The organism is Burkholderia sp. APQ4-4ca (assembly GCF_057837105.1).
This window is the reverse complement of record NZ_JBYQCG010000116.1, coordinates 1-17,259: the sequence shown is the minus strand read 5'-3', so window position 1 is coordinate 17,259 and position 17,259 is coordinate 1. Positions and strand designations below refer to the sequence as shown.

Annotated in this window: 6 protein-coding genes and 1 pseudogene; 4 read left to right on the top strand and 3 right to left on the bottom strand. The window is 61.2% G+C overall.

The features are described 5' to 3' along the window. Nucleotides 1–206, bottom strand: a pseudogene (locus AC3IFE_RS14930) (DUF932 domain-containing protein); the annotation flags it as partial. A gap of 99 nt (nt 207–305) precedes the next feature. Beyond that, nucleotides 306–1,052 carry a hypothetical protein gene (locus AC3IFE_RS14925; protein WP_489190958.1) on the bottom strand — a complete coding sequence of 249 codons (747 nt, stop codon included), beginning with the start codon at nt 1,050–1,052 and terminating at the stop codon, nt 306–308. Between the two features lie 407 nt (nt 1,053–1,459). On the opposite strand from AC3IFE_RS14925, the gene AC3IFE_RS14920 reads away from it, so the two are divergent. The 4 genes from AC3IFE_RS14920 to AC3IFE_RS14905 all read left to right on the top strand — a co-directional run bounded on the left by AC3IFE_RS14920 (nt 1,460) and on the right by AC3IFE_RS14905 (nt 16,991). Then, a complete protein-coding gene (locus AC3IFE_RS14920; protein ID WP_489190957.1) occupies nt 1,460–13,522 on the top strand; it encodes a hemagglutinin repeat-containing protein in 12,063 nt (4,020 codons plus the stop codon). Continuing rightward, a complete protein-coding gene (locus tag AC3IFE_RS14915) occupies nt 13,519–13,977 on the top strand; it encodes a DUF6911 family protein (RefSeq protein ID WP_158683444.1) in 459 nt (152 codons plus the stop codon). Before AC3IFE_RS14920 ends, AC3IFE_RS14915 begins: the two co-directional genes overlap by 4 nt. 25 nt (nt 13,978–14,002) lie before the next feature. Next, on the top strand, nt 14,003–15,757 hold the full coding sequence (locus AC3IFE_RS14910) for a ShlB/FhaC/HecB family hemolysin secretion/activation protein (RefSeq protein WP_489190971.1): 1,755 nt from the start codon (nt 14,003–14,005) through the stop codon (nt 15,755–15,757). Nucleotides 15,758–16,181: 424 nt separating this feature from the next. Beyond that, entirely contained in the window at nt 16,182–16,991 is an 810-nt protein-coding gene (locus AC3IFE_RS14905) for an AAA family ATPase (RefSeq protein ID WP_489190956.1), read from the top strand. Here AC3IFE_RS14905 and AC3IFE_RS14900 read toward each other — a convergent pair. Then, on the bottom strand, nt 16,948–17,259 hold a 312-nt coding region (locus AC3IFE_RS14900; RefSeq protein ID WP_489190955.1), incomplete at its 5' end, for an IS66 family transposase. The genes AC3IFE_RS14905 and AC3IFE_RS14900 overlap by 44 nt on opposite strands.

Here is a 17,259-nt window from a genome sequence, read left to right as displayed (position 1 = left end):
TACAAGACCTTCTGTTCGGGAAACGCGTGAATCGAGCCGAGGGTGCGATTGCCAGTGGCGACGAAACGCACTTCAGCTTCTTCGATCCGCCAGTCCATGCCGGCGGCGCGTCTCCAGACTTCGAGCGGGTGTTTCGGGGTGAGTTTGTTTCCGAGGCCGTGCCAGGGTTCGGCTCCGACGTAAGCCATTGTTTGAACGAGATGCATGGTCGCTCCTTGAATAAAGACGAGGGCATACAGTCCGGCGAGCGCCGGACGGAAAGAGAATTGAGGGGAGAACAGCGAGAGGGAAGTGAGGTGAACCGTTTAGTTCTGCGCGGTACTGAACGCGTGACCGCAGGCGAGACAGTGGTGATTGTCCAGCACGTTGTCATCGATTGCTGCGCCAACAGCAGATCCGGCCGCGCAGCCCGCGGCGCTGCCGACGAGGCCGGCAATTACCGCACCGGCGAGCCCGCCGAAGACCGTGCCGAGTGGTCCGGCGATTGAGCCAACGACCGCACCGGTCTCCGCGCCAGCGAGCGCGGCGGCCATGCCACCCGTCGCCCCTGCAACGCTGCCGATCGTGCTGCCAGCTTTGCGGGCGCGATTGCGTGTGTCGATACGCGAGGACAGACAACGCGGACAGCGGATTGCTGGATTGGGTGACGACGGCGCGGTGGTCTTTGCCGGCGCCGGAGCGGGCTTGTCCGGCTCGCCCATCAACGATTCAATCGCATTGTGCAAGTCGTGGCGAGCCTCGGTCCCAGGGGATGCGTAGGCGCGTTGTTCGCGCTGACCGAACGGCGGATAGCTATCGCTCGATTCGGCGCTGGCTTCATGTGCGGCGTGGACAACGTGATCGGGGTACGGCGCGAACGCCTCCCATTCATCGAATTCGTCGACGTCGACGGAACGCGGGTCGGCTGCGCTGTGAGTTGGCGGGGGAGCGACGGGGGCGTGCCGACGTGTCGGCCGGTCCTTGGTGGCGAGCCAATAGAAACCCACCGCGAACATGGCGACGAGCGCGAGGCCCAGCCCGATCAGCACAAAGGTAGGGGGATCAGAGATCACGGAAACTCCTGAGCGAAGTGCGCCGACGCGGAAATGCATCGACGGAGCGGCAATAGCTGGCCAGGCTCAGGAAGGTGATATGTGGTTGAAAGAAAGTTGATTATCTTTTGTGCGCCAATTCGCCCTCGCAATTCTGTCAGGGATTTTTGAGGTGATGGGTGAGGTAATATTCGCGCGGATTGCCATTACAATGGCGGCCATAGTTGCGGACGACGCAATATGTAACTTGCCACGGTCGGGGGAGCGGGGCGAGCGCCCGTGTTGGAGCTTCGGCGCGAACGAACTGTTTCAACCGGGCAACGATTGACGTTCTTTGACGCTGACTTTCTACGTTTCAATTAGCTTCCAGCGATGTTCGATGCCGTGAGAGCGGATCGAAACCAAAAAATCGCGAGTAGACCAAAATCATGAACAAGAACCAATATCGGCTGGTGTACAGCCGCGTACGGGGTATGTTGGTTGCCGTCGAAGAGACGGCCAGCCGGACGGGGAAAACAAATACGGGCGAGACTCGCCGCTTCGCCAAGCGCGGCGGCAAGCATCCGGCAGCGAAGTTCGCGTTACGGGTGACTGCATTCGGCGCGCTGGTCGCAGCCGGCGCGAATCCGATCTGGGCGAATGCGCAGATCGTCGGCGGCGGGCCTCACGCGCCCGCGGTGGTGCAGACACCCAACGGCCTGCCGCAAGTCAACATCAACACGCCGAGCGCTGCCGGCGTGTCGCTGAACACCTATAACCAGTTCGACGTTCAGAAGAACGGCGCGATCCTCAACAACGCGTCGACGATCGTCAACACGCAGCAGGCCGGCTATATCAACGGCAACCCGAACCTGAGTGCGGGGCAGGCGGCGCGCATCATCGTCAACCAGGTCAACAGCACCGCGGCCAGTCAGATCAAGGGGTATGTGGAGATCGCGGGCAGCCGCGCGGAGATCGTGCTGGCCAACCCTGCCGGTATCGTCGTGGACGGCGGCGGGTTCATTAATACCTCGCGCGCGGTCCTGACAACTGGCGTGCCGCAGTTTGGCGCGGACGGATCGCTGACGGGCTTCAATGTCAATCGCGGCCTCGTAACCGTGCAAGGCGCGGGCCTCGATACCTCGAGTGTTGATCAGACTGACATCATCGCCCGTGCCGTACAGGCTAATGCCGCGATCTATGCGAAGAATCTCAATGTAATCGCCGGTACGAACCAGGTTAATCACGACACGCTTGCCGCGACGCCGATCGCCGGTGACGGCCCTGCTCCTGCCGTCGCGATCGACGTAGCCCAACTAGGCGGCATGTATGCCAATAGGGTGTTTCTGGTTGGCAACTCCGCAGGCGTTGGTGTCGCGAACGCAGGGACGATCGCGGCGCAGGCAGGCGATTTGACGTTGCAATCGGACGGCCGGCTCGTGCTCGCGGGCAAGACCACGGCAAGCGGCAACCTCGCGATGTCGGCGTCGGGCGGCATCCAGAATAGCGGCACCACGTATGCGCAACAATCGTTGTCGGCGAACACTGCAGCCGATCTGACGAACAGCGGGACGCTCGCGGCGCAGCAGAATGCGACGGTCAACGCCGACAGCGTCAACTCGACCGGCACGCTCGGGGCGGGCGTGAACAACGATGGTTCGGTCGCGCGCAGCGGCGACCTGAACCTGACCGCGTCGGGCCAATTGACCGCGACCGGGCAGAATGTGGCGGGCGGTAACGCATCGCTGACGGGCGGCAGTGTGAATCTCGCCGGCAGCCAGACGGCCGCGAACGGCAATCTGTCGCTGAACGCGACGGGCGGCGACGTGAATCTGTCGAGTGCGACGACGAGCGCGCAAGGCGCCATTCAGGCGAACGCATCGGGCACCGTGATCAACGACCGCGGCAGCCTGTCGAGCGGCAACAGCACGACGCTGACCGGCGGCAGTCTGTCGAACCAGGGCGGCAAGGTGTCGTCGCAGGGGCCGCTGTCGGTCAACGTCGCCGGCCAGATCGCCAACCAGTCGGGTGAACTCGTATCCGAAAGCACGGCGGACGTGCGTGGCGGAGCAATCGCGAACAACCGGGGCACCGTTCAAAGCGCGGCTGGCATGACGGTGGCCGGCGCGTCGCTGGACAACACGGCGGGCCGGATTACGTCGCTCAACAGCGACGGCCTCTCCGTGACGACCAGCGGCCAGTTGACCAACGCAGCGGGCACGACTGCAAACGGCGCGCAGGGCGGCGTGATCGGCGGCAACGGCGACGTCACCGTGCGCGGCGGCAACGTTGCCAACCACGGGACGATGACGTCCAGTACGAATCTGCATGTCTCGGGACAATCGATCGACAATAGCCGTGGCGCGTTGCAGGCTACGCAAAAGGTGGCGGTCGATGCGGGTGCGCGTCTGATCAACAGCGGCGGCTCGATCGTCGCTCAGACGGCAGCGCTGACCGGCACGGCCCTCGACAATAGCGCGGGCGCCGTGAAGGCCGACGAGGTATCGTTGAACGCGACCGACCTCGTGAATCACGGCGGCACGATCACGCAGATCGGCACCGGCGCGATGGGCGTGAACGTGTCGGGCACGCTGGACAATTCGAACGGCGGTACGTTGCAAACCAACAGTACCGACCTGACGTTCGCTCCCGCGTCGCTGGTCAATGACGGCGGCGAGATTACGCATGCGGGCACCGGCACGCTGACGCTCGGCAACGGCACGGGATCAGTGTCGAACGTCGGCGGTACGATCGCGAGCAACGGACGCGTGGTGGCGCAATCGGCCACGCTGAACAACACGTCCGGCTCGATCGGCGGCCAAACTGGCCTGTCGGCCACGGTCGGTAGCGCGCTGAACAATACGAACGGCAAGCTGCTGTCCAATACGGACCTTGGCATCGCTACCGGCACGCTCGCGAACGACGGTGGCCAGATCGGCGCGACTACGAACGCGATGATCCACACGGGTTCGATGACGAACCTGGGTGGATCGGTCAGCGCGTCCAACCTGTCGGTGACGGCTGATTCGACGCTTAGCAATAGCGGCGGTAAGCTCGAAGCCAACCGACTCGCGTTGACCACACCGAACCTGACGAACCACGGCGGGACGATCACGCAATATGGCTCGTCGACCATGGCTGTCAACGTCAGCGGCACGCTCGATAACTCGGCAGCCGGCGTGATTCAGACGAACAGCACCGACCTTACGCTGACCTCGGCTTCGCTCGTGAACGATGGCGGCACGATTACGCATGCGGGTACCGGCACGCTGACGATTGGCAACGGCACTGGTTCGATTTCGAACGTCGGCGGCTCGCTCGCGAGCAATGGGCGAGTCGTCGCGCAAAGCGGTTCGTTGAACAACACGTCGGGGGCGATCAATGGCCAAGCCGGGGTGACAGTGACGATCGCCGGCGCATTGAACAACACGCGTGGCAAGCTGTTGTCCAGTACGGACCTTGCCGTTTCCAGCGGCACACTGAGGAACGACGGTGGTCAAATTGGCGCAAGCGCGAACGCGATGATCCACACGGGCGCGATGTCGAACCTGGGTGGTTCGATCGTTGCGCCCAACCTGTCGGTGACGGCCGACTCGACGCTTGACAACAATGACGGTTCGCTCGAAGCGAATCAGCTCGCGTTGACCGCGTCGAATCTCACGAACCGCGGCGGCACGATTACGCAACTTGGCTCGTCGGCCATGGCTGTCGACGTCAGCGGCACGCTCGACAATTCGAATGGCGGTACGCTACAAACCAACAGTACGGACCTGACGCTTTCGCCTGCCTCACTCGTGAACGATGGCGGCACGATTACGCATGCCGGCAGCGGCACGCTGACGCTTGGAAACGTGACGGGATCGGTATCGAACGTTGGTGGATCGATTGCAAGCAACGGTAGCGTCGTGGAGCATTCGGCCACGCTAAACAATACATCGGGGTTGATCAACGGCAAATCGGGGTTGACGGCGACGGTCGGCAGCGCGTTGAACAATACGAACGGCAAGCTGCAGTCCCGTGCGGACCTTGGTATTTCCAGCCGCACGCTGACGAACGACGGCGGTCAGATTGGCGCGAGCACGAACGCGTCGATCGACACGGGCTCGATGACGAACCAGAGCGGATCGGTCAGCGCGTCCAACCTGTCCGTGACAGCCGCTTCGATGATCGACAACAGCAGGGGCAAGCTCGAAGCCAACCGACTTGCGTTGACCGCGCCGAACTTGACGAACCACGGCGGGACGATCACGCAATATGGCTCGTCGGCCATGGCTGTCAACGTCGGCGGCTCGCTCGACAACTCCGCAGCGGGCGTGATTCAAACGAACAGTACGGACCTGACGCTGGCCGCTAGCCAATTGAACAATGCGGGCGGCACGATCACGCATGCCGGTACCGGGACGCTGACAATCGCGCCGGGTAATGGCGCGAGTGCGCTGAACAATGCCGGCGGGACCATTGTTACCAAGGGGCAGGCGGTTGTCGGCGCGAGCAGTTGGGACAACTCGAACGGCATTCTCGCGGCACAGGGCGGCGTGAGGGCGACGGTGGCGGGCGACGTGAACAACGTACGAGGGCTGGTGCGTGCGGGCGCGTCTCTGTCGTTGACGAACGGCGGCGCGCTGGTGAACCAGGCCGGGCACGTTCAGGCCGGTCAGACGACGGCCGGCGACACGAGTATGCTCGCGGTCCATTCCGGATCGATCAACAATGCCGACGGGGCCATTACCGATCTCGGCGCGGGCGCGACGACCGTGCAGGGCGGCAGCCGGATCACGAACAGCCACGCGGGCAACGTGTCGGGCATGGGCACGATCACCGGTAACGGCGACGTCACGATCAGCGCGACATCGATTTCGAACGCGCAGGGCGGGGAGTTGAGCGGCGCGAGCCTCCATGTTCAAGCGGCGGCCTTGGACAACAGCGGCGGGAAAATCGGCAGCGTTGCGAATTCGAGCGGCGACGTAGATGTGACAGCGAGCGCCGCAATCACGAACACGAACGGGCAAATCAGCTCCACGCGCGACCTGACGATCACGGCTCCGACACTGCAAGGCGGCGGCGCGTATAGCGCAGCGCACGATGTACGCGTGAACCTGCAAGGCGATTACACGACAACGCCGGGTACGCAGTTCAACGTCGGTAACGACCTTACCTTTGCGCTGCCCGGCACGTTCACCAACAACGCGGGTTTTCAAACCATCAATGGCCTGACCATCAACGCGGCCAATATCGTCAATTCGGGCGCCTTGTCGGCCGGTGGGCTGCTGCATACGCAATCGGGCAACCTGTCCAATACCGGGTCGCTGGTGGGCGGTAGCGTCTCGCTCAACGCAACCGGCACGGTGTCGAACGTTGGGCCGACGGCGTTGATTGGTGCATCGGATAGCAATGGCAAGCTTGAAATTCTCGCGCACGACATCGAAAACCGTGACGACTCGACGGCGGCCGATTCGATGCCGACGACGGCGATTTTCGGGATGGGTAAGGTCGTGCTAGCGGGCGGCAAGGACGCGAGCGGCAATTATACGAATGCGGCACTGGTCAACAACGTATCCGCTCTGATTCAGTCTGGCGGAGATATGGAGTTGCACGCGGACAAGGTGACGAGCACGCGTCGTGTGATGAGCACCTCGGGAAGCACGAGTAACGTCGATCCGGCGGCCCTCGCGCAATACGGCATTAGCTTGTCAGGTTGCGCATCGTACTTCGCGGTGAATTGCATGAACGGGGGGCAGATGATCGCCGGTCTCCGATCCGACAACATCACACCGGCCATAACAGCCGCCATCATCGCCCAGCCGGGCGGTATGTACATTGAGCCGCCTCACGGCGGCCAGTGGAACAGCGCGTACTTCTACACGACCTACACTGGAACGGCTGTGGGGAACACGGTCACGGCATTGAGCCCGACTGCGCAAATCGTGTCGGGCGGCAAGATCGATGCCTCATCGACCGGCACCCTGCAAAACTACTGGAGTAGCATCACAGCGGTTGGCAATGTCGATATGCCGCATGCCTACGATGCCAATGGTTGGGCGGCTACCGGCCAGCAGGCGCCGACCGTAACGGTGACGTACTCGGGCCAGTATCACTACAACAATTACGATAGCAGCGAATATAACTGGCAATTGCCGTTTGGCAACGCGCCATTTGTGACGGGCAATCCGGGGGGCTACACCCAAGCTGCGCCAGCAGACGTCAAGACCTACAAGCTGCCGGGCTACGATTCGACCTTGGGTTCGAACGGCACGATTTCCGGCACGGGCGTGAGCATCAACAATACCGCAGGCAACGCATCGCTTCCGTCGCTTGGGTTGCTGCCCGGTCAATCGGTCACGGGTTTGACGCCGGTCTCGCTCAATGGCGCAGCGACGGGGCCGGGGGCGACCGTGACGCCTGCCACGCTCAATGGTAATGCAACGGCTTCGGCAACGACTGGTGGCGCCGTTCGAGGAACGATCGCGGGCGCGGGCGCCCAGTCGGCGGCGCCGGTGCATGGCGGCGCCTCAACACCGGTCGATCGGATCATTGCAAGTGCGACCGCGTTGAACGTGCTGAACAACCTGACGATTCCGCAGGGTGGCTTGTACCGACCGAATCCGTCGCCGAATGCGAGCTACGTGATCGAGACGAATCCGGCGTTCACGAACCAGAAGAACTTTATTTCGAGCGACTACTTTTTCGGTCAGATCGGGGTTGACCTCACCCACATTCCGAAGCGCCTGGGTGACGGCTTCTATGAACAGCAGCTTGTACGCAATCAGGTGACGGCGCTGACGGGGCGCGCGGTTTTGGGTCCGTACACGGATCTTCAGACGATGTATCAGCAGTTGATGGCGGCGGGTGCAGCGCTGGAGAAGTCGCTTGATCTGCCGCTGGGCGCGAGCTTGTCTTCCGAGCAGGTATCGAAGCTGACCGGTAACGTGATCATGATGGAAACGCGCGTGGTCGACGGTCAGTCGGTGCTCCTGCCGGTCGTGTATCTGGCACAGGCGAACCAGCAGAACGTCAATGGTCCGCTGATCACCGCCACCGACATCGATCTGAAGGACGCGCAGAACTTCACGAACAGCGGCACGCTGAAGGCGGACAATTCGTTGTCGATTCAAGGCAAGCAGATCGACAACGCGTTCGGTGCGCTGCAAAGCGGCGGCCTTATGTCGCTGAAGACGGATGGCAACGTCGATCTCACATCGGCGAAGGTCAAGGCGGGTAGCTTGAACCTGAACGCAGGCGGTGATCTCATTCTCAATAGCGCGGTGAATACCGACACCCAGGTAAGCCGCGACGGTGCGACGAGCGTCAAGACGACGCTTGGGCCGATTGCGCAACTCGACGTCAAGGGCGACGCGGCGATCATCACCGGGGGCAACCTTGAACAGCATGCGGGTGCGCTGACAGTTGGCGGGAATCTCGGCCTGCTTGTTGGCGGGAACTACGACCTCGGTACGCAGCAAGTCGGCGAACACAAGATCGTGCAGCGCGCGAATGGTGTATCGAATACCGACATCAACGGTGTGGTTGGGAGTGCGGTGAATATTCGTGGCGTGTCGATGATCGGGGTGAGTGGCGATCTGACCGCAGCCGGCGCGCAAATCAACCTGGGCAACGGGGGCACGATCGCCGCCAAGGGGAATGTCACGCTTGGCGCGGCGAGCACGACCTCGACGATCGACAGCAACAGTTCGGGTAGCGACCACCACGGCAGCTATTCGGAAACATTGCACACGTCCGACCAGACCGTGGTTGGCACGGCGGTGCATAGCGGCAATACCGTGAACGTTGCTTCAGGCAAGGACATCAACGTCATCGGAAGCACGATCTCGCTTGATCAGGGCAACGTGGGCCTGATGGCAGTCGGCAACGTGAACGTCGGCGCGGTGACCGAAACCCATGTGTCGAACATGGACGAATCGCACGACCACGGTGGCGTCGCAAGTCATGCGAGCGCGACAAACCGGGTTGATCAGACCACCACGTATGCCAATGGCAGCACGATCTCGGCCGACGGCGTAACGGTCGTAAGCGGGAAAGACATCAACGTCACCGGTAGCTCCATTGTCGGGACGCACGATGTGGCACTGTCGGCCAAGGACAATGTCAACATCACTGCAGCAACCAACACGTATCAGGACAACGAGTATCACCAAGAGAAGCATTCGGGCCTGTCCGGCTCGGGTGGTCTGGGTATCACGATCGGATCGAGCGAAAAGAGCGATCGATATAACGCAACTTCGACGACGCAAAGCCAATCACGCAGCTCTGTCGGCAGCGTCGAAGGCAACGTGAAGGTGTCGGCTGGCAAGGACGTTCATATCGGCGGCAGCGATATGGTCGCCGGCAAGGCGGTGGGCGACGTCAAGGGCGCGACGGGTAACATCAGCATTGCTGGCGAGAACGTCACGATCGACTCGGGACAGGACCGTGCGCAATCGCACGATCAGCAAGAAGCGCGTTCGAGCGGGTTGACGGTGGCGGTCACTGGTACGCCGTTTGATACGGTGCGCAACCTGAAAGCGGATGCGTCCTCGGGCAACGGTTTCCAGCGAGGCCAATCGGTGCTGACCGAAATCGGCGCAAGTGCGGCCGATGTGCCGTCGATTTCGGTGACGTACGGTCGGAGCCGTAGCAGCAGTACGACCGACATGTCGAGTTTGACGAATGCGGGAAGCACGGTGCGTGGCGGCGGCAACGTGACCGTGAAAGCGACCGGCGGTGCGCAGAAAGATGCGAATGGGAACACCGTGGACGGCGATATTGCCGTGATTGGCTCCGCGATCAGCGCTGGCGGTACGGCGACGCTGGATGCCAACCGCGACGTGACGTTGCAGGCGTCGACCGATCAGCTTCGGCAGAGTACGTCGTCGAGCAGTTCCAGCACGAGCCTCGCGCTACTGTCGACGCCGAGCCTTGGAGACGTCGCTCGCTGGATCGGCGGCACGGCCAACAGTGGCGGGAACAGTCCGTCACCGTACAACGCGAGCCGGAGCAATTCGGACGGCAGCCAGACGATGACCCAGCAAACGGCGTCGTCGGTCACTGGCAATAGCGTTGTCATCAAGAGCAAGACGGGCGACATTAACGTCGTCGGGTCGGGCATCAGCGGAACGCAGGGCGTCGATCTCGTCGCTACGCAGGGCGCGATCAATGTACTGGCGGGGCTCGAAACCAACGTGACGCACCAGGAATCGAGTAGCCACCAGGTTGGCAGCCTCGGTAGCAACGGCACGGCGACCGGTTTTTCGGTCGGTGTGGCGAATAGCCATAGCGTGCAGGACACGTCGTCGCAAACGCAGAGCACGATGCGCAGCCAGATTGTGAGCGGCAACGGCAACGTGACGCTCGATGCGAAGCAGGACATTACGGTGGCAGGCTCCGACCTGAGTGTGGGTAAGGATTTGACGCTGATCGGCAAGAACTTGAATCTCGATCCGGGAACGGACGCGACACAGAGCCGCATGAGTCAGGATTCGAGCCAGTTCGGCGTCAGTGTTGCGCTTGGTGGTGCAGTGGGCAATGCAATCGCGCAGGCGAACCAGGCGTTTGGCCAGCCGGCGCGCGGCGGCGACTCGCGATTGGCGGCGCTCGACAAGGCACAGGCCGGACTTGCCGCATACAACGCATATCAAGTTGGTAGTGCATTGAGTAACGGGCAGCCAACGAATCAGGCACTGGTCAAGGCGACGGTCAGCATTGGCGGCGGTACCAGCCACAGCGAAGCGCAATCGAGCTCGGCCGCCAACGACGGGAGCACGCTGCACGCTGGCGGTAAGGCAACGCTGATTGCAACGGGGAGCGGAGCCAAGGATGCAAATGGCTTTGCGACCGACGGTGACATCAATGCCAGCGGGACGCAGATTAGCGCGCAGCACGTTGAGCTGAGCGCGGCGCGCGACATCAACCTGACGAGCGCGAAGGATACGAGCCAGCAATCGAGCAGTAACAGTAGCAGTAGCGGGAGTATCGGTGTCGGAGCCGCTCTCGGTGGACAGCAGAATGGTTTCACGCTTGAGCTTGGCGCGAGCACGGCACACGGCCATGCGAACGGTAACAGTGTGACGAATCGGGATACGCAGATTAACGCGAGCGATACGCTGTCGATTACGAGCGGACGCGATACGAACTTGCGTGGAGCCGAGGTGTCGGGCAATACGATCAACGCGAGTGTCGGGCGCGACCTGAACGTCCAGAGCCAGCAAGACACCAGCACCTACGACAGCAAGCAATCGAGCGCCGGATTCCAGGCAAGTATTTGCGTGCCGCCGTTCTGCTATGGCCAGACGGTCAGCGGCAGCGCGAGCGCGAGCGAGCAGAACATCAACGCGAACTATCAATCGGTGAACCAGCAAAGCGGCATCTATGCGGGTACCGGCGGGTATAACGTGAACGTTGGGAACCATACGCAGCTCGACGGTGGCGTGATCGCCAGCACGGCGACGCCGGATAAGAACAGCTTGTCGACGCAGACGCTTGGCTATTCGAATCTGGAGAACCACGCGTCTTACTCGGGCGATACGGTGGGCGTCAGCGCGAGCGGTGGATTCGGGAACAGCACGCCGGGCGGCGTGAATCTCAATACGCCTGTCAAGCAGGGCGCTAACAACACAACGGGAGCGCTGAATTCGCAGGGCCTGGGGCCGAGCGGATTCTCGGCAGCTGGCACGAGCAGCGACGCGTCGGGGACGACCTATGCGGCTGTCAGTCCTGGGAAGATCACGGTACGCGGTGACACGGGTACCGGACACGACAGCACTGCTGGGCTGAGCCGCGACACGGCGAATGCGAACGGTGCGGTACAGAACACGTTCAATGCGCAGAACGTGCAGAACGACATGGCGGTCCAGCAATCGGTCGGCCAAGTTGGGATGCAGGTGGTGGGGGATGTCGCGAACGCGCTGCAGAACAAGGCAATTGCAGACGAAACCAAGGCCCGACTGGCATACGCCAATGCTAGTGCCACCGGAGATACAGCCGGGATGGCACAGGCGCAGGCCGATTTCACGGCGGCGCAACAGCAGGAAGCTTTGTGGGGTAACGATGGCGCAGCCCGGATCGCATCACACGCCGGTATAGCCGCAATCGGTGCGGCGATGGGCGGTGGAAATGTGGCCGGGGCGGTCGCTGGCACGGTAGCCGGTGACATGGCAGGCAACGCCGTTGGGAACGCGCTCGGCGATACACTGGGCGGCACGTTGTTGGCGAATGCGGCATCGGGGCTGGCTGGTGCGGCGGCGGGCGGTTTGCTGGGCGGCTCGGCTGGTGCGATGAGCGGCGCAAATGGTGCGTTGAGCGCGGATCTGTTCAATCGCCAACTGCACCCGCAAGAACGCACCATGATTTCCACTGTGGCGAAGGGGATCGCGACGGCGAACGGCAAGACACCGGCTGATCAAGCGACGCTGGCGGACTACTGGACCAACATGCTGACGTTGGCGGCAGGCGCGAAGGTAGACGCGCAGGCACAGACACAGCTTACGCAGTACGAAATTCAGTTGGTGCAGGCGGCAAAGGCGTCTGGTAACTCGCAAGCTCTCGATACGTTTATGCAGAATCTGGCGATTGCTCAGAAGGCGATCAGTCAGATGTCCGGCTATACGATTTCGGGGACGACCGGTCCAATCGTTGCGGATGGCAGCACTGTCAAGACGTTCCAGTCGACCAGCGCTCAATTCAATGACTCGACGTTGTTTGGTACACCGGGGGGAACAGCACATGCACTCGCCCCGGGACAAACGCCACAGACGGCCGGGATCGGATCGCAATATTACGTTGATCCGAACGGCCCGACCAATCAACAGGTGGCTGGATTTGCGCATGACTTGATTCAGCAAGCTGGGACATCACCCGATGCGATTGCATCAGTCCATCCGGTTGCGGACGCCGTTATTGCTACGATGGGCGGTGGATTAGCAACCGGCGCTGTTAAGGCGATTGCCGGGCGGGTCGCGGCTGGGGTGTCGGACGTTGTTTCGCAGTCGATCGCGGATGTACCGAAGCCGGTCACATCGGGCGGAACGGCGAATGCCGCCACTGCTGAGCCTCTTGCGGTCGATCTTGCGAAGGCTCAGTCGATTGATCCTCTGATTGGTAAGACATTACCCGGAGCATCCGCGCCGGTTCAGGTGACGGCTGATGCAAGCATTGGTGGGCGATCGTTCTATGATGTCAATCAGACGGCACGCGGAGTTGGATTTTCTGACCCGAGTCAACCTACGCTTATTTCAAAGTTGGTAGCGCCTGGAGACCCGAACGGAATCTACGGCGAGGCCCACGCGGAGATCGGTGTCATTCAGCAAGCATATAACGCGGGATTGACGCAAGATCAACCTATGACGATTGTAGTTAGAGGGTTGGCGCCGTGTGACTATTGCCAATCTGATCTCGTTAAGATGGCCGACGCTGCCGGCCTAAGTAAGCTCACCGTAGTTAACGGGGCCGATGGATCGATTTCGCAATGGGTCAGAGGCAGCGGAAATAAGCTGGTTGAAACTCAAGGAGCGAAATTTTGAAAAATGTTATTCGTTTGAAAGCGGCAAGCAAACATTCTGGAGAATTATCTTCCTTCAGTAGTGAGGAGGCCTCGTGGGAGGAGGTCCAGCAGTGGATTCGACGTGTATTTGAATTCGGTGGAACGGTCACGCTGACGATCGCCGTTCGCGAGGATGTAGATAGACTCTTGCTAGGAGATTCTCTGGCGATGTATTCCCATCCTGGGGAATGTCGGCTTGTCTATGATCCTGTAACCCCGCCGACTGAGAAAACGGCACGGCGCGAATGGTGGGAGCCGGGTGATGCACCATTTCGAGGAACCACTAGCTTTTTGGGGCATGAGTGGGATGATCGAACGGTGTGTCGCGATATATCGGTGGCGCTGGAAATGTTTCTGGATTTCTACACGCATCGGAATTTAACGGAAGTGAGCCTCAAGAAAACTCGATCGGTTTGGGATAGAAAGCCGCGATAATTACTGTAAAAAAATTTAGATGGATATGATAAAGCGGTTAGTGGCCTTGCCGGTCATAGCCTTGGTATCGCCCGGGGTGCAGGCGCAGCAGGTCCCTACGCCTGCTGATCAAGCTGCGGTGGCGAGGGCGAACGCGGAGCAGGATCGACAAGCGCAGCAGCAACGTGATGCGCAGCAACGGGAGGCGACGGTGCGCAGCCCTTCCGTGCGTTCCGACGTGCCGAAGGTCGAAGCGTATCCGGCGCTTCCCGTCGAAGCGCCGTGTTTCCGTATCGACCGCTTGACGCTCGACGTGCCTAGCTCGTTGCCCGATGCAGTGAAGGCACAAGGTGCGTCGGCGCTGCCGATGGATCGCTTCGCGTTTGCGCGCGACTGGCTGAACCACTACGCGGGCCAATGCGTTGGCAAGCAAGGCATTGACGTGCTGGTCAAGGGGCTGTCTCAGGCAATTCTGGCGCGCGGCTACGTCACCACGCGCGTTCTCGTCCCCGAACAAGACCTGTCGACCGGTACGCTGAAACTGTCGCTGATTCCCGGCACGATCCGGCGCATCCGTTTCTCAGATGAAAAGCTGCGCGGCACATGGAAAACTGCATTCCCGACCGGCGATGGTGAAGTATTGAATCTGCGCGACCTGGAGCAAGGTCTGGAGCAGATGAAACGCGTATCGAGCCAGGACGTCACGATGCAGATCGTTCCGGGCGAACTGCCCGGTGAAAGCGACGTGGTTCTGGACGTGAAGCGCGGCAAGCCGTGGACGGTCGTCGCATCGATCGACAACTCGGGCACGCGTGCTACCGGCAAGCTGCAAGGCAACTTGTCGGTCGGCATCGATAACCCGCTCGGCCTAAACGACACCTTCAACGTCGGCGTGAGCCAGGATCTCGAATTCGGCGACAAGCGTCTCGGTTCGCACGGCTGGAACGGCTTCTACTCAATTCCATGGGGCTACTGGACGGCCACGCTGTCCGCTTACACGAACACGTACTACCAGCAGATCGCCGGCGTGAACCAGACATTCATCGCGAGCGGCAACTCGAAGACGGTCGATTTCAAGCTGGCCCGCGTGCTGTCGCGTAATCAGAACGATGTGTTCGGTGCATACGTTCGCCTGTCGCGTCGTTTCGGCCAAAGCTTTATCGAGGACACCGAGATCTCGCAGCAGCGCCGCAATAACACGATGATCGAGCTCGGCCTGACCGATCGCCACTATTTCGGCAGCGCGCAGTTCGACGGCTCGCTTGCATATCGTCAAGGCGTCGGTGGGTTGGGGGCTCAGCACGATGCGTTGGCGGAGGGTGGCGGGCCGACCTATCGCTTCAAGATGGCGGTGCTCGACGCGAACTTGGCGGTGCCGTTCGCCATCGGTAAGCAGCCATTCCGCTATGTCGGCACATTCCACGGCCAGTACACCGGAAACACGCTGTACTACATCGATGACTTGACGATCGGCAGTCGCTACACGGTTCGGGGTTTCGACGGCGAGACGATGCTGGCGGCGGCACGTGGCTTTTACTGGCGCAACGAGCTACAGGCGCCGATTGGGCAGATGGGGCAGGCGCTCTATGCGGGGCTCGATTATGGCCGCGTATGGGGGCCGCAGCCGATCGCACTCGTCGGCACGCAACTGGCAGGTGCTGTGATCGGCGTGAAGGGGAGTGTCGGCACGCGATTCGGCTCCTATGCGTACGATCTCTTCGCGGGTACGCCTGTCTACAAGCCGTCAGGTTTTCCGACGGCACGTGTGACGCTCGGTTTTCAGGTGACCGCTCAGTTCTGAAGACAATGAGCCAAGGTACTTCTCCGACACGTATACATCGCAAGCCCGATGTTGCATATGCTCGTCTGGTCGAGGCTGCCGCTGAACGGGGGCGTACGCTTCTGACGCTCGAATGGCGCGGGGTGAAGCGCTACTATGAATTCCGCCGCGAATCGGGCCATGACTTCACTCGCGTAGGCGCGGTCGCGATGCGAGGCACGATAACCTGCTACGCAGCCTCAAGTGTGTTGCATCGACGGGTTGAATCCGCAACTGGATGTAGTCTCTCGATTCTTGGCTTCAAATGTTCGCTGGGTTCGATACGAGACGTTGACCTGTGGCGAGAACCGCAACTGAACTGATTCCGAGGCCTCGCCCCCAGCTATCAGTTGCGTCATGCTTCGGTTAACGTTACAAAAATTACATGCAGAGGGGATGGTGCGAAATGCATATCGAATTCCTTGAGATCGCGAATTTCAGGAAGCTCTTGTCGGCTCGCGTGGATCTGTCGCTCAAGACAACGCTGTTCGTCGGCGCGAACAACAGCGGCAAGACGTCAGCTATGTTGGCCCTACGGCGCTTCCTAACGCCTCGTCGCTGTCCGTTTGACATCCACGACTTCACGTTGTGCCACTTGCCAGCGCTCGTGGACATTGGCGAAACGTGGCTTCAGGCGAACCTGGAGGGTGTCGCGACTGACCTCACCCTGGATCCCTGGGTGCAAGCGCTGCCGGCCTTGGATCTGTGGCTGCAGGTCAAGGAGGACGAGGTCCACCGGGTCCGAGATTTGGTCCCGCTCATGGACTGGACCGGCGGGCGGCTGGGAGTGCGACTGCGCTACGAGCCCAAAGACATGAAGGCGCTGTTTAAAGAGTTCATTACCGCGGTCACCGAAGCCAATGCCATGCGCGCAGCAGCTGCGGCTGCCGTAGCTGCCAAGGCTGCCGGCGCGGCGCCCTCACCCAAGTTGACAGTCTGGCCCGAAACCTTGGTCGACTTCCTCTCCAAGCGGCTAACCTCGATGTTCACGATCCGGGCTTATCCGCTGGATCCAGCGCTACTTGCCAACCCTGAAAAGCTTCGGGCCTTGCCGCAGTCGCTTCCGGCATCGGCATTGCCGATCGAGGGCGATCCTCTCAGTGGCCTGATTAAGGGTAAGCGCTCAATTCGCCACACTTTGACGGTCTTGCCGAAGCTATGCGCTCGGTCGTTCAGGGCGATGGCAGCACAGCCGTGTGCCGTTTGGCGAAGTTAAACGGCAGCAAGTCCGTGATGTCGGCATCCGGGGCTCGCTGAGGCAGTTCGGTGAGCACGTGAAGCAGGTAAGCGTACGGCTCGACGTTGCACGCGCGACACGTGAGCATAAGGCTGTAGACCATTGCACTTGCCTTCGCTCCAGCGACCGTGTCACTGAACAGCCAGGATTTGCGGCCTGTGCAGAAAGGCCTGATGTCGCGTTCGATGACGTTGTTGTCGATAGGGGCGCGACCGTCGGTGACGTAACGGCTCAGATACTCCCATTG

Excerpts from the sequence above, each read along its gene's own strand:
- AC3IFE_RS14910 (WP_489190971.1), top strand. The coding sequence starts at position 14,003 with ATGATAAAGCGGTTAGTGGCCTTGCCGGTCATAGCCTTGGTATCGCCC.
- AC3IFE_RS14920 (WP_489190957.1), top strand. The coding sequence starts at position 1,460 with ATGAACAAGAACCAATATCGGCTGGTGTACAGCCGCGTACGGGGTATG.
- AC3IFE_RS14905 (WP_489190956.1), top strand. The coding sequence starts at position 16,182 with ATGCATATCGAATTCCTTGAGATCGCGAATTTCAGGAAGCTCTTGTCG.